At 56.5% G+C, this 13629-nt stretch carries 11 protein-coding genes; 6 read left to right on the top strand and 5 right to left on the bottom strand.

The features are described from left to right. Window positions 1-5: 5 nt before the first annotated feature. Window positions 6-833: an ABC transporter ATP-binding protein gene (locus ABRP86_RS00215; RefSeq protein ID WP_349862038.1), complete on the top strand. Its 828-nt coding sequence runs from the start codon at window positions 6-8 to the stop codon at window positions 831-833. 38 nt (window positions 834-871) lie between these two features. Here the strand turns inward: ABRP86_RS00215 and ABRP86_RS00210 are convergent, their stop codons facing one another. Beyond that, window positions 872-1267 (bottom strand): hypothetical protein, encoded by a 396-nt coding sequence (locus ABRP86_RS00210; RefSeq protein ID WP_023016742.1) that lies wholly within the window; start codon window positions 1265-1267, stop codon window positions 872-874. Next, the gene (locus tag ABRP86_RS00205) at window positions 1264-2148 is read right to left on the bottom strand and encodes a carbohydrate kinase family protein (RefSeq protein ID WP_349862037.1); all 885 of its coding nucleotides are present in this window, start codon (window positions 2146-2148) and stop codon (window positions 1264-1266) included. Before ABRP86_RS00205 ends, ABRP86_RS00210 begins: the two co-directional genes overlap by 4 nt. 20 nt (window positions 2149-2168) lie before the next feature. Here ABRP86_RS00205 and ABRP86_RS00200 point away from each other — a divergent pair, with 20 nt between their 5' ends. Both ABRP86_RS00200 and ABRP86_RS00195 read left to right on the top strand, forming a co-directional pair. Next, on the top strand, window positions 2169-3377 hold the full coding sequence (locus tag ABRP86_RS00200; protein ID WP_349862036.1) for a glycoside hydrolase family 32 protein: 1209 nt from the start codon (window positions 2169-2171) through the stop codon (window positions 3375-3377). 124 nt (window positions 3378-3501) lie between these two features. Beyond that, the gene (locus ABRP86_RS00195) at window positions 3502-5517 is read left to right on the top strand and encodes a sucrose-specific PTS transporter subunit IIBC (RefSeq protein ID WP_349862035.1); all 2016 of its coding nucleotides are present in this window, start codon (window positions 3502-3504) and stop codon (window positions 5515-5517) included. 293 nt (window positions 5518-5810) lie between these two features. Here the strand turns inward: ABRP86_RS00195 and ABRP86_RS00190 are convergent, their stop codons facing one another. Further along, on the bottom strand, window positions 5811-6302 hold the full coding sequence (locus tag ABRP86_RS00190; protein ID WP_349862034.1) for a hypothetical protein: 492 nt from the start codon (window positions 6300-6302) through the stop codon (window positions 5811-5813). 388 nt (window positions 6303-6690) lie between these two features. Between ABRP86_RS00190 and rplN the strand changes: the two genes are divergently transcribed. From rplN to rplE, 3 genes are read left to right on the top strand one after another with little or no spacing between them, the layout of a single operon-like run. After that, window positions 6691-7059, top strand: coding sequence for a 50S ribosomal protein L14 (rplN, locus tag ABRP86_RS00185; RefSeq protein ID WP_023025193.1), 369 nt, complete (start codon window positions 6691-6693; stop codon window positions 7057-7059). A 4-nt stretch (window positions 7060-7063) separates the two neighbouring features. Continuing rightward, on the top strand, window positions 7064-7378 hold the full coding sequence (gene rplX, locus ABRP86_RS00180) for a 50S ribosomal protein L24 (RefSeq protein ID WP_005276967.1): 315 nt from the start codon (window positions 7064-7066) through the stop codon (window positions 7376-7378). A gap of 2 nt (window positions 7379-7380) precedes the next feature. After that, window positions 7381-7932: a 50S ribosomal protein L5 gene (gene rplE, locus ABRP86_RS00175; protein WP_023025194.1), complete on the top strand. Its 552-nt coding sequence runs from the start codon at window positions 7381-7383 to the stop codon at window positions 7930-7932. Between the two features lie 1202 nt (window positions 7933-9134). On the opposite strand, the gene ABRP86_RS00170 is transcribed toward rplE, so the two are convergent. Both ABRP86_RS00170 and ABRP86_RS00165 read right to left on the bottom strand, forming a co-directional pair. Next, window positions 9135-12551 (bottom strand): choice-of-anchor M domain-containing protein, encoded by a 3417-nt coding sequence (locus ABRP86_RS00170; RefSeq protein WP_349862033.1) that lies wholly within the window; start codon window positions 12549-12551, stop codon window positions 9135-9137. Window positions 12552-12784: 233 nt separating this feature from the next. Continuing rightward, complete coding sequence (locus ABRP86_RS00165; protein WP_349862032.1) at window positions 12785-13282, bottom strand: sortase; 498 nt, start codon at window positions 13280-13282, stop codon at window positions 12785-12787. Window positions 13283-13629 lie beyond the last annotated feature (347 nt).

Below are 13629 nucleotides of genomic sequence, written 5' to 3'. Positions count from 1 at the left end.
AAGATATGACGGATAATCAGCCCACGCGCTCGAAGCGCCGGTGTAGCCTCCAGGCCACCGGCATCCATGCGGGATATAAGGACGGCGAGGATATCCTCGCCGGCGTTGACCTGCACGCCCGCGCCGGTGAAGTCACCACGCTCATTGGCCCCAATGGCTGCGGCAAGTCCACGCTGCTCAAGACGCTATCTAAGATCCTGGCCCCGCGGCAGGGCAGCGTCATAGTCGGGGAGGCTGACCTGCATGCGATGAACGCGAAGGAAGCCGCGCAGCAGGTGGCACTTCTGCCGCAGCACCCCGTGGCGCCGGATGGGCTGCGGGTAGGCGAGTTGGTCGCGCGCGGGCGCCACCCCTATCAGGGCAGGATGCGCGGCCTTTCTCCTACGGACCGAGAGATCATCGCCCAGGCCTGCGAGGCCACGGAGATTGTGGACTTCCTCGATCGCGATATCGCCTCCCTGTCGGGCGGGCAGCGCCAGCGCGTCTGGCTGGCTTTGGCGCTCGCGCAAGATACGCCGGTGCTGCTTCTCGATGAACCCACAACCTTCCTCGACCCCGCCCATGCCATGAGCATGCTGGAGCTGGCTCGCGCACAGGCGCGCGCCGGCAAAACAGTGGTTGTGGTCCTGCACGATCTCATGCTCGCGGGCCACTACTCCGATTCCATGGTGGTGATGAAGGCCGGCGAAATCATCGCGCGCGGGGCGCCGAAACAAGCGCTGGCTCCGAAGGTATTGGCGCAGGCCTATGGCATCGAGGCGGAGGCCTGGGACGACCCGCTTGGCGATGCCCCCATTATCGTCCCTCGCCGCGTCCTCCCCAGCGACCGCTGAGCGCACCCCGCGCTAAGCGCCAGGAGCGCTTGGTCCGGCTACTGCCGCGCCAACCGGCGGATATCCAAAACCGAAATGGCGATGATGAAGAGGTTGAGCACGCAGCCGACACTCAACAGGAAATTGCCAATGCGGTAGGTACCCGTGCCGACTGCCGCCATGTTGCCGTAAATGTAGATCCAGATTCCCCAGCCTACCAGCAGCACGATGCCGGCGATGCCGGAGAGTAACTTGAGGCTGCGTGGGGAGGCGGGGGCGAAGAACTTAAAGGCGGCATCGATAAGCGCGCCCGCTGCAAGGATGATGCTTACTCCACCCGAGAGCCAGAGGGGGAGTAGGGCTGCGGTGCCGACGACGACGGGGAGGATGAATGCGAGGAATGCTAAGAGGAATAGGCCCAGGTGTATCCACAGCGTGCGCTTGGTATAGCTCATAGGGCAGACTCTACTTCCTTGCGCAGTGGGGGATTGGCGCCGGTGCGGGAGACGGTGATGCCGGCAGTGGTGGCAGCAAAGTGGAGGATATCGCGCCACTCTTCGGAGATTAGTGCTGCGGCCTTGTCCGCATCGAGGCGGCGTTCATCTAATTGCGCCAAAAGGGCTGCCATGATGGTGTCGCCGGCGCCGATGGTATCGGTGACTTCAACCGCGGCTGCAGGAACGTCGAGAGAAGTATCCCCAGCTCTGACGCTAATTCCGTCGCCGCCGCGGGTGGTGACCACGATGGGTACCTGGTTGGTGAAGTCTTCGCCTAAAAAGTCCACCTCTTCATCCGATAGCTTCAGCACCGAGACGTGTGGCAGCAAATCAGCCAAGAATTTCTTATGCGCATCGGTGGCATAAAAGTGCCGGATATTGGGGTCTAAGGCCACGAGTGTTCCCTGTGCGGCGAAGTCCTTGAGCAGCTGCGCATAGCGCGAAGCGCCTGGTTCCAAGGCCAGGGAGACGGTACCGAAGCAGGCGATATCTGCAGGAACTAGTTTGGGCTCAACGAAGCGATCTGCTGTGCCTTCCACATAAAAGTTATAAGAGGCCGTGCCATTATCCGCGATGGTGGTCACCGCCAGGGTGGTCGGTTCTTCGCCGCGCTGCACGTGGGCGGTTACGACGCCTTCTTCTTCCAAGCGTCGGAATAATTCCTGGCCAAACCCATCGGTAGAAATCCGCGATTGAAACTCCACATCCGCGCCCAGGCGTGCCGCGGCGATGGCCACGTTGAAGGGGCCGCCGCCCAGCGCCGGGGTGAGGTCATTCAAGCGGCCGGGGGATACCGGAACCAGGTCCACGAGGCCTTCGCCGCACACATGAATAGTCATAGTTCCATAGTATCGGGGACATGAACCACCGACCGAACTTTCACCTTGCCCCACCAGTTGGCCGCCTCAATGACCCCAACGGTCTTTTTGTGGATGGCGATATTCTGCACGCGTATTACCAGCATGACCCTGCCTTTCCGCACAAGCCCAAGCGGACTGGCTGGGGTCACGCCACCACCACGGTGTCCGCGCCTACTCCATGGCGGCATTATCCCGATGCGCTTTATCCTGACCTGCCCTATGACAAGGATGGGTGCTACTCCGGCGGGGCCGTTGTTGACGGCATTGACGTGTGGCTTTTTTATACGGGAAACTTGAAAGAAGACGGGCGCCGCATCCCGTCGCAGAACCGCGTGCGGGTCATGGACCCCTCTGGGCCGGAAGGCGGGATTTATGTCCGCGATGCCGACAACCCGCTCATCGCTGATTCTCCGGAGGGATATACCGGCCATTTCCGCGATCCCCATATTTCCCGCGCCGGGGAGGGATGGCGCATGGTCATTGGTGCGCAAACGGAAGACGAACGCGGAACCATCGTGCTGTATTATTCACAGGATTTAAGGCAGTGGGAGTTTCAGGGTGAGCTTGTTTTTGATGATCCCGCGCAGCTTCCTGGTGGCTATATGTGGGAGTGCCCCAACCTGCTGACCTTTGGGGATAAACACGTGCTGATCTTCTGCCCACAGGAGGAAACGGACCGGTGCGGCTACGTCGTCGGTACCTTGGACGGGCTTAATTTCCACGTTGAGCGTGGCTTTACCCTTCTGGATCACGGCACGCAGTTCTATGCGCCGCAGGCAACCGAGGAAAATATCCTGCTGGGCTGGATGGGCATGCCCGCTCATGATGAGACTCCAACGCAGGGGTGGGTGCATACCTTGACTATTCCGCGGCAGCTGTGGCTGGAGGATAATTACCTGTGCCAAGAACCGCTGTGGTCTGCGCTGCCGGAAACCCGCGGCAGGGACGGCTTTGGCTCGACCATTGATATAACGGGGGAGGGAGCTTATGCGCTTGTCGATGCCACTGGCAAGGAAGCGTTTCGCGTGGTGCAAGGCAGTGGCACCATCGCTTTCAACGGTGGTGAGCCGATCGCATGCCCCGATGGGGAAATGCGGCTCATCGCAGATGGCTGCGCCGTAGAAGTCTTTGCCGGCGGCGGTCGTATCGCCGCGTCCTTCGCAGTCTTTGGGGAAGCTCCCTGGCATGCATGGGAGCCGCTGGACTAAGACCCTGCGGAACTAGGATCGACAGCTTTTTGCTTTGTGGACATTTGGGCCCAAACAGACTTAAATGGGAAGTAGTCAATCACATTCGGTCACTTAATGTGACCTAAATAACGAAGGTTGGTCCATGGAGCATAAAGAGGTCGCCGCCCGCACCCTGAAGGCATTAGGCGGCGAAGATAATATTATTGCCCTTGCCCACTGCGCCACGCGTTTGCGCATGGTCTTGCATGATTCGGACAAGGTAGATACCGCAGCGCTAGACAACGATCCGGATCTGAAGGGCACCTTCGAAGCCGGTGGTATGTTCCAGGTCATCGTGGGCCCAGGCGATGTCAATATCGTCTTTCAGGAAATGACCAAGTCCATTTCCAAGGACGTCGCCGTGTCCACTGATCGCCTCAAGGATATTGCCGCGGAATCTGGGAACTGGTTCTCCCGTGCGGTCAAGGTCTTGGCCGATATCTTTGTTCCGCTAATCCCCATCCTGCTTGGCGGCGGTTTGTTGATGGCATTAAATAATGTGCTGACCGCGCCGGGATTATTTGGGGATCAATCCGTCATCGAAATGTATCCCTCGTGGGAAGGTTTTGCTGGACTGGTCAATCTCCTGGCATCCGCTCCCTTTGCTTTCTTGCCCATCCTCGTGGGCTTTACTGCTACTAAGCGCTTTGGCGGCAATGAATTCCTCGGTGCTGGCATGGCCATGGCGATGGTCATGCCGGATTTGGTTAGCGGCTATAACGTTGCTGAGGCCATTGATAATGGCGAGATGCCCTACTGGGATATCTTTGGCATCGACGTTGCCCAAGCTGGCTACCAAGGCTCCATCTTGCCCATTCTGGTCATCGCCTGGATCTTGGCGACGATTGAAAATTTCCTGCACAAGCACCTCAAGGGCACCGTGGACTTCATGCTCACGCCCCTGCTTACCCTGCTGGTGACGGGCTTTATTACCTTTATGGGCCTGGGACCCATCTTGCGTACCGCCGGTGAGTGGTTGGGCATGGGGCTGGCCAACTTGTATGACTTTGCCGGTCCCGTGGCGGGCTTCCTTTTCGGTCTGGTTTATTCGCCGATCGTCATTACCGGCCTACACCAATCCTTCCCGCCCATTGAGACGATGCTGTGGAATGAAGGCGGTTCCTTCATCTTCCCCATTGCCTCGATGGCCAATATTGCCCAGGGTGGCGTGGCCTTGGCAGTGTACTTCTTGGCGCGTTCCGAAAAGCTCAAGGGCTTGGCCGGTGCCTCCGGTATCTCGGCGCTGTTTGGTATTACTGAGCCCGCGATTTTCGGCGTTAACCTGCGCCTGCGTTGGCCGTTTTATATCGGTATGGCGGCATCAGCCATTGCGTCTACGTTCATCGCCATTTTTGGCGTGCTTGCGGATGCCCTCGGCGCCGCTGGCTTCATTGGTTTCGTTTCCGTTCCGCGCTTTGTCCCAACCTTCTTGCTGTGTGGTGTCATCTCCTTCGCCGTAGCCTTCATCGGGGCCTACCTGTACGGGCGCGTGCTCATCCATCGCAATGGCACCATTGATCCTGATGAAGTTAATCCTCCCGCAGCACAGGCTTTGGCTGCCGAGGCTGCTGCCGCTGGCTCCGCCGGTGAGAATGCCGCGACAATCTTTTCCCCGCTAGAGGGCAACGCCGTGCCCCTATCCAAAGTTGAGGATCCCATGTTTGCCGGGGGCAAGTTGGGCAAAGGCGTTGCTATCGAACCGACCGTCGGCAAGCTCGTCGCGCCTGCCGATGGCACCATCACCGTGACCTTCCCTTCCCACCACGCTTACGCCCTGCGCGTCGAAGACCCAGCGGTGGGGCCGATTGACATCCTTATGCACATTGGCTTCGATACGGTAAACCTCAAGGGCGAACACTTCACCTCGCACGTCAATAAGGGCGATACCGTCAAGCAAGGCGAGGTCCTGGCTGAATTCGATATCGAGGCCATCAAGGAAGCGGGCCTGCCGGTAACGACGCCAGTGGTTGTGTCCAATGCCAAGAAGACTGGCCCCGTTATTCCCACCGCGGCTTTCCGCGAGGGCGAGCTCATCGGTTCTGGGACGGACCTATTTACCGTTGATCCAAAGGCTAGGCAGGAGACTGCGGAGACTTCTACGAAGGAAGCTACGTCTTAAGGGGCTGGGGTTTCTGATACAAGAAAGGCTGGGGATAAACCCAGCCTTTTACTTGTTGGTGTTCATTAGGCGCCGTTGCGCCGTTGCCCAGGCTTTGGGCGGCTGGTGTCACCACGGTGACAATGGCTACGGTATCGATCCCCTAGAAAACCATAAGAGACCGCCAAGTCGGTCGCTACCAACACCGGCACGGCTAAGTTTTGCTGTGGGCCAATCGCGTGGGAAATTGCCTTAGGGCTACTCAGGGATACGAGTGCTAACGCACACCTACCGTTTAGTACAAGAGAATTGAATCATGCGAAGAATTTCCGGCGGGCGGTGAACACGCCGCCAAGCATCATTGCTGCAATGCTGAGGGCTGCCAGGAGCCGAGCGACAGTGTTCGAGCCGGTTTCTGCCGCCATGCCACGCGGAGCCTCAACAGCTGCAGGTGCTTCGGCTTCCACCGGTGTTTCGACGGGGGCCTGCTCAGGAGCTGTTTCCTCGATTGCGCCACTTTGAGCGATTACTTCTTCTTTGTTGTTTTTGATCATTTCTTGGGAGGCGGCTTTCTCTTCTGGAGTAGGCTCCAAGTGAGTCCGAGATTGATCTCTGATGTAGGTAATGCCGTCCTTGGCGAGGTACCACGTCACGCCACCGATTACGAGAACTGCTGCTAAGGCAGCAATTCCAATTCCACTTTGCGCCTGAGCGTTTGCTTCCGGCGTAGGGGCGGTGGGTGTGACGCCGAAGGTGAGGGCGCCAGCTAACGCAGTGGCGGTCAGAACTTTAGGTATGCGATTCATTTTTGTCCTTAGGGGGCAGTGGAATAGGGAAGAGCCCGTCTGAGAGATAAACGGATCTAAAGATTAACAGGATTCTTTGTGCTGCATTACCGCTGCGCAAAGAAAAATCGTCCGATTATTAAAACCAGGCACAGCTGTCCTAAATAGGGGGTGCTAGGGCGAAAAGTTGCTTCGCATTCGAAGTTTGGAAAGCGCCACCCCCATATGGTTGAATGTATAGGTTGCAAGAGCTGGTCGGTCCGTAGCGGTGCGTTTCCGAATCGCCGGTCCGAGACCCATCGACGCTTTACGGTGTTCGTTGTAAAGGCTCGAGCACAGCAAGTTTGTAGACCGCGTGTGGCAAGGACGGAAATCTTGTCGCACATCAATCCAGGTCAGGAGACCCATAGTGATTCAGCAAGAATCGCGTCTGCGCGTCGCCGACAACTCTGGTGCACGTGAAATTTTGTGCATCCGCGTTCTCGGTGGCTCTGTCCGACGCTCCGCTGGCATCGGCGACGTAATTGTCGCGACCGTCAAGGACGCTGTTCCAGGCGGCAGCGTAAAAGAAGGCGATGTAATTAAGGCAGTTATCGTCCGTGCGAAGAAGGAGACCCGTCGTCCAGACGGTTCCTACATCCGCTTTGATGAGAATGCTGCAGTTATTCTGAAGGGCGATAGCGAACCTCGCGGTACCCGTATCTTCGGCCCGGTTGCTCGTGAACTTCGTGACAAGCGTTTCATGAAGATCGTTTCTCTAGCACCGGAGGTGATCTAATCTTATGAAGATCCATAAGGGAGATATGGTGATTGTCATTTCGGGCCCAGATAAGGGTGCGAAGGGCAAGGTCATCGAGGCATACCCGAAGCGCGAAAAGGTCCTCGTTGAGGGCGTTAACCGCATCAAGAAGCACGTCGCAAACTCCGCTACCGAGCGTGGCGCCGAGTCCGGCGGAATCGTTACCCAAGAAGCCCCGATCCACGTGTCCAACGTTGCGATCGTTGACTCCGAGGGCAACCCGACCCGCGTGGGCTACCGTTTCGACGAGAACGGCAAAAAGGTCCGTATCGCGCGTAGCAACGGGAAGGACATCTAAAAATGAGCGAGAACTACACCCCGCGTCTGAAGACTCGCTACCGCGAGGAAATCCGCAAGAACCTGAACGAAGAGTTCAAGTACGACAACGTCATGCAGATCCCTGGCGTCACCAAGGTCGTCGTCAACATGGGTGTTGGCGAAGCTGCCCGTGACTCCAAGGTCATCAATGGCGCTCTCGAGGACCTGACCGCTATCACCGGTCAGAAGCCACAGCTGCGTCGCGCAAAGAAGTCCATCGCAAACTTCAAGCTGCGCGAAGGCATGCCTATCGGCGCACGCGTTACCCTGCGCGGCGACCGCATGTGGGAGTTCCTGGACCGTCTGCTGACCATCGCGTTGCCACGTATTCGTGACTTCCGCGGTCTGTCTGACCAGCAGTTCGACGGCCACGGTAACTACACCTTCGGTCTGTCTGAGCAGTCCATGTTCTACGAAATCGACATCGACAAGATCGATCGTCCCCGTGGTATGGACATCACCGTCGTTACCAGCGCTACCAACGACGAAGAAGGCCGTAAGCTCCTGCGCGAGCTCGGCTTCCCGTTCAAGTAAATAGAGCGCTAAAAAATCCCAACTCCATGCAAGGAGTTGGGATTTTTTTAGTTTTATTGTCATCCTTGGATTCTAGTGGTCGTTTCAACGATGATGGCTGCTTTGGTGTGATACTACCGGTTTGTGTCAGGGACGACTTTGGCTGGGGTGCGCCAGTTGAGTGCTTTGCGTGGCTTGTGGTTGTGAATGTTGGCGATCATCTCTAGGGCCTCGGTGCTGTAGATGGACAGGTCGCTGTTTTGGGAAGGTTTCTCTTGAGACTGCTGTTGGTGTTTTCGTTGCTGCCTCGTTCCCACGGCGATCCTGGATGGCAGAAGTAGATGGGAATACTAGTGGCCATGGTAAAGGCTTAATGGCCAGCCATTTCACTTCCTTGGTCGGGTTGGTCACGCCTTATTAAGTTTTAAAAACATAAGGAATGTCGAAGCTATCATAAGCCCAAGAGCGAATGCATGGTTTGAACCATTCATTAATCCACCAAAAATGGATAGTGCAAACCCGACGATAAATACCCCAGATTCCGATCTTGGGCAAAAATCTCTACGTATAGAGGCGTTGTACAGGGTCATGTATATTACCGCCATAGCAAGAGGAAAAGCCCTTAATTCTCCCCAGAAAAATCCCGCTAGAGAAGTGGATACAAGAATGATTAAAGGAAGTAAAACAGATTTCGATATACGACTAAACAAAGCTAATCACATTTCTCACGGGGGAGCCTTCGTCCATCCATTGGTTATAAATAGCTCAGGTCATCACGGTGATCGGCATAGACCCAATTTCTCTTAGTGGTCAGTCTATTCTATCACTTATTTGGGTCATCACTGCATACGGGCTCAATTTCCACTGACTTTCTCAAGAACCCGTAAACAGTTAGCTAAAATTATTATGCATAGTTTTTCTTTGTTAAAGGGAATGAATCAGGAAGGTAGGTAGATACCCGGCATATTCCATTGAACTATGTTTAACATGCTGAATGCAGCAGTCCAGGTTAGCTTCCAACCTATTCGGGCAGAGATTAAAGGCTTGGTGCGTAAAAACCACTTTAAAACGCAAAATGAGCCCGGCCCGAGCTAGTAATCGACCATGCTCGGGACTGAGCTCTGCGTTAGGGGTTGATGCTTCTTGGGTTCTAAGGTCGTGGAGCAGTTCCTCGGTGAGAGTTCGTTGCGGTTGGGCGGTCAACGAACCCCGGAGCTTAAGGGCTACTGACTGCCTTTAGACCGCTTTTTCACCAGTACTATGCCGCCGACAATAAAGAGTGCGGCGAGCACGAGAACCCAACCGATATTGGCACCCGTAGAGGCTAGTGCGCCGTTGTGGGAGCTGGAAGAGCCTTCGCCGGATCTGGAGCTTGGACCAGAGCCACTGCCTGCGCCCTTAGCAGTAGTGGACTTGGTGGAGCCGTCCGACTTCCCAGCGCCATTTCCCATGGATGCCTTAGCGCCCGCATTCGATCCAGATGAGTTAGTTGCCTTGGACTTATCGGACCCCGGCTTATTAGTGCCGGTGCTATTCGAGCCGTTATCTGGCTTGGTAGCGCCTGGCTGCTTAACCTTCGAGGAGTCTGCGGGCTTGTTGTTTTCCTTATCTCTTTCTTTGTCGGTGTCCTTTCCACCGGGCTGGGTGGTTGAATCGCCCACGAGGAAGGTCACGGTGTGCCAGTCGGTGAGTTTGTCGCCGTCGTTGTTGACGGTGCGCATGTCCATTTCGTAGCGGCCTGGTTCGGTAAAAATCCAGTGCGCGTGGACATGGAAAGGACCATCCTCAACGCCTTTGATCGTATGGGTGCCGTTGCTATCGGCTAAGGTGCGTGCCGGCGTGTTTAGGGAGGCAGTGTGGCCGGCCCACCATTTTCCGTCCGTAGGCGCCGACTTAGGGCGAACTTCGATCGCGGCGTCACGGTAGTCTTGCCCCACCTTGATCGTGTCCCACCCCGGCCACACAGCGTCGTGGTCCTGTTGCAATGGTAGGTGGTAGATCGTTGAGCCAGTCTTTACCATTCCGGTAAAAGACAGCGTCTTAGCCAGGGAGTCAGCGACCGTCACGCGGCGGGCATCGTGAATGCGCAGCGCTACGTCTTCAGGCACGTTGTGTTGGTCGTCTTCGTTGACATAGAAGCCGAGCTTGTTGTCCACAACCTTTGGCCCGAAGTCGATGTGGCCCTTGGTAATCTCGCGCTTCTTAGACGGTTCTGCGCTGGGAGCAGGTTCCGTTGTCTCTGGGCTTGGTTCCTTCGACGGTGTGGTGCTTTCCGTGCCGTTGGAGTCGCCTTCAGTGGCACTGTCGTTCCCAGTAGTGGGTGGGGCAGCAGATGATGAATCCTCGGTAGCTACCTTGAAGCGCAGAACAGCCTTTTTCGCAGGCTTACCGTCTTTTTCTGCGACCGTGACACCAACTTCATACGTACCGGGTTTGTTGAATGCCCAGTTGAGGTGTATGTGTTCTGCGGTTTCGGTGGTGTAGGAATGCGTGCCATCGCTGCCGGCAAGGCGCTGGTCCAGCCCGGTCTGATCAGCCTGGTATGCCAACCATTCGCCGTCCTTCGGGGCGCTGACGGGGGTGAAGGTAAAGGTGTAATTCTTCTTGGTGTCCTTGTAAGCATCCTCAGTGCTGAGCCCAGGCCACACTACACCGGTGCGCTGTGTCTCTGGCAGGACGTAGGCAGCGCTGCCTTTCTTTCCAAAGTGCGGAATGTCTTTGTTCAAAGTGGACTTGACCTGCTTTGGAACGGTGAAAAAGACATCGGAAGGCTTACGCCAGATTGCACCAATGTGGTACAGGTTCGTCTCGTCCTTGATGCCTAGGTGCAGCTCACCATCTTCGTGGATCGGGGCGATATCTACGTGACCCCGGTGCAGATTGAGCTCCTTGTGCGGGGTGTCTTTATCCTTCGGGTTCTGCGGCTTGGGTGAGGGGATCTTGGGAACAGAAGGCTTCGAGGTCGTGGAAGGCGAGGGATTCTTGGATGGGGCAGAGCCTTCTGATTCTTCCGAATCCTGCGGCTTCTCTGGGGCGTCGGAGTCTTCTGGCTTCTCCGACCCTCCTGGGTCCTGTGAATCCGTGGAGTCAGAAGCCTCAGCGAACGAGACGGTGGTCTCAGCGATCGGCTCATAAGCATCCTTGTGAGTATGGCTAAATAGCGAGGCTCCGGCGGCATCGGAGCGGGAGTCAGGAACGATGCGCAGCATGAGTTGGTATCCGGGTTGCTTACAACTGTCGATGAGTTGCCTGCTCGTTCTTTGCCCCGGCCCGGAAGTAAAGCCGATTTCGCAATCTGCAATAGCGTTCTGCGGCAGGCTGGTCATCGGTTCGCCATCTACTTTGTAGAAGCCGCCGGTAACGCGCACCGTGGTGCGGTCATCCTCGGGAGCTACGGTGATGTCGATATTACGGTCGCCCTCGCCGTACACTTTACTGGTGGAAACGGTGACATCAGAGCTCGTGATCTCAAGGGGATCGGTCTCAAACGGCTCTATCTCTTCCATCTCTGGGGTAGGAAGCTCGCCGCTTTTCGTTGTATAAGCTTCGGCATCTTCATCGTCCTTTTCCCCATCGGTGCTGGTCCAGAACTTTACGGGTTCGGATACCCAGCGAGGGCTTGGGGAATTATTGTCGGGAATAAAGATGGCTTGGAAGTTGGATTCTTCATCACCAATCATTTCATCCCACGAAGCCTTACCGCCTTCTACCTTGCGCTCGGCAAGGTAGTGGCCGTTGATGGTGAATACGGCGCGGCCGGAGTCTTTGGCATTGCCGGTATCGAGGGAGAGTGTGGTGAGGATGCCTTGCTTCGCGCCCTTTGTATCGGCCTTGGAGGGAGCCATCTTAAATATAGGAGCGTTGGACTCGGCCCCTTCGGAGCCTGAGTATTCAGACTTGGCGTCATTAAAGGCGGTATCAAGGTCGGTGATCGTGCGCTCGGCGGGGTTGGTTCCGCCTACCTGCCAGACCAAGGTTTGTGGCTCGGAGTGGATGAAAGTGCCATCCTTCTTTCGAGCCGAAGCGCGGTAGGTTACTTCGTAGTGGCCAGGACGGGTAAACGTCGTGGCGTTATGCGTGTGCGTGCCTGCATTGACCCAGGTGGTACGGAATCCCGGGTCGTGGGAGGACCAGAGGCGGTTCAGAGGATAGTTCTCGTCGCTGTAGGTAAACAGCTCCATGCGGCCGGGGCCCTTAAAATCAACGATTTCCATGTTGAAGGATTTATCGCGGAATTGATCGGTGGGAAGATCCGCGGCGGCACCGAACCCAGCCCAGATGGGCATGGTGTTTTTCGGGAAGCCTACTGCGGGGCCGCCGTAGTACATGAGCTGGTTTTTCTCGGCATTGAGAAACTCGAAGCGCGGGTCATCGGGAACGCGCCAGGCATAGGCTCCTAGGCCGCCATCGACGCGGCCGTGGCTGACCCAGTTGATCGTGTCCTCGATGGGGACTAGGCCCGCACTATTGGACATGAGTTTGAAGTTTCCGTCCTTCCACACCGCGTGCGGGGAATCTACGTGCGTTTGGGTGCGGACAAGTGGGGCGTCCTCAGCGAGGGCGAAGGGAGCGTGGAATAACGCGAGCGCCAAGGTCACGACTATGGTGGCAAGGTGCGGTAGTGAGGTGCGCCACGGCATAAGGTTCTCCCAAGGTTAGGTGCAGTGAACTTTTATATAGGTTGCGACGAATACTATACTATTGCAAACCGTTATCGTTAGCGTTGTTGAAAATAGTGAACCTTTGCCCGCGAGCTGGGAAAGAAGATATAGAAAGTCCCCACCTCCGGTTGCGGAAGCGGGGACTGTGTAAAGCTGAGGAAAAGGGGCGGATAAGCGGAAGGCGGGCGAGTGACCGCAGTGCTGCTGAGCGGTTAAGATTTGTCGTCTGCGGTGTGGGTGGTGCCCTCGAATTGCCATCCCACGACGGCATTGCGAACGGCTGCCTTGAGGGGGTTAGCGGGTTGAATGCAGCTAATGGTCAGCAGCCTGCCTGGCATCGCCTCGTCTCCCCATACGCTTGAGTCCCCGGCTAGGCCTTGTTTATCGGGAGCGTGAAGATCGGTTGCGGTGTAGATGAGCCAGTTCTGGTCGGAATTCTTGGTGCGTACGTACAGCTTGTCGCCGATGCTGACCTTGTGCTCGTTGGCAGCGCCATCGTAAAGCTTATTGAATACGGCAGGCACGCCGGCGCCGGTGTGCCCAGCGATAACGACGATATCGTCGGCATTTGTTCCCGGCAGGGAGTAGGGGCGGTCATCGGCAGTATAAGTGCAAGCCTTATCCATGGTGTCAGGGTTTATGGCGCCATCGACTACGCGGCACGTGCCATCCTCAAATTGCGCATGGACGTCGATGGCAGGGATATACATTTCTAGTGCCGCCGACGGTTTGATTACGGGAGATGTTTCTCCAGGGGCCTCGTTGGTTTCTAACCCTTTAGGTGGGCTTATGCTTTGCTCGGTCGTATTGATGCTGCGATCGATCGTGCTGATGACGAGGATCGTTGCAACGATGCCGGCTGAGACTCGAAGAACTCCGGAGGACGCCCATGCGCCTTTAAAGCGATCCCAAGGGGAAGAAGGGGCTTTTCGGTGCCTTGGAACTGAAGTCTCTTTTATTCTGCGATTCGGGTAACGGCTTTGGATGTGACGCGCGTGATGCTCTGCTTTCCGCCAATCGCGCTCTGTGGAATGGTGCCGGCCAGAGCCACCTTTGG

It is taken from the genome of Corynebacterium sp. KPL3927 (assembly GCF_040225835.1).
GTDB lineage: Bacteria > Actinomycetota > Actinomycetes > Mycobacteriales > Mycobacteriaceae > Corynebacterium.
Note: the sequence above shows the minus strand (reverse complement) of the source record. Positions and strands in the feature narration are given on the sequence as shown.

Coding starts and splice junctions, on each gene's coding strand:
- ABRP86_RS00190 (WP_349862034.1), bottom strand. CDS start 6,302: ATGAATCGCATACCTAAAGTTCTGACCGCCACTGCGTTAGCTGGCGCC.
- rplE (WP_023025194.1), top strand. CDS start 7,381: ATGAGCGAGAACTACACCCCGCGTCTGAAGACTCGCTACCGCGAGGAA.
- ABRP86_RS00170 (WP_349862033.1), bottom strand. CDS start 12,551: ATGCCGTGGCGCACCTCACTACCGCACCTTGCCACCATAGTCGTGACC.
- ABRP86_RS00195 (WP_349862035.1), top strand. CDS start 3,502: ATGGAGCATAAAGAGGTCGCCGCCCGCACCCTGAAGGCATTAGGCGGC.
- ABRP86_RS00165 (WP_349862032.1), bottom strand. CDS start 13,282: ATGTATATCCCTGCCATCGACGTCCATGCGCAATTTGAGGATGGCACG.
- ABRP86_RS00205 (WP_349862037.1), bottom strand. CDS start 2,148: ATGACTATTCATGTGTGCGGCGAAGGCCTCGTGGACCTGGTTCCGGTA.
- rplX (WP_005276967.1), top strand. CDS start 7,064: ATGAAGATCCATAAGGGAGATATGGTGATTGTCATTTCGGGCCCAGAT.
- ABRP86_RS00200 (WP_349862036.1), top strand. CDS start 2,169: ATGAACCACCGACCGAACTTTCACCTTGCCCCACCAGTTGGCCGCCTC.
- ABRP86_RS00215 (WP_349862038.1), top strand. CDS start 6: ATGACGGATAATCAGCCCACGCGCTCGAAGCGCCGGTGTAGCCTCCAG.
- ABRP86_RS00210 (WP_023016742.1), bottom strand. CDS start 1,267: ATGAGCTATACCAAGCGCACGCTGTGGATACACCTGGGCCTATTCCTC.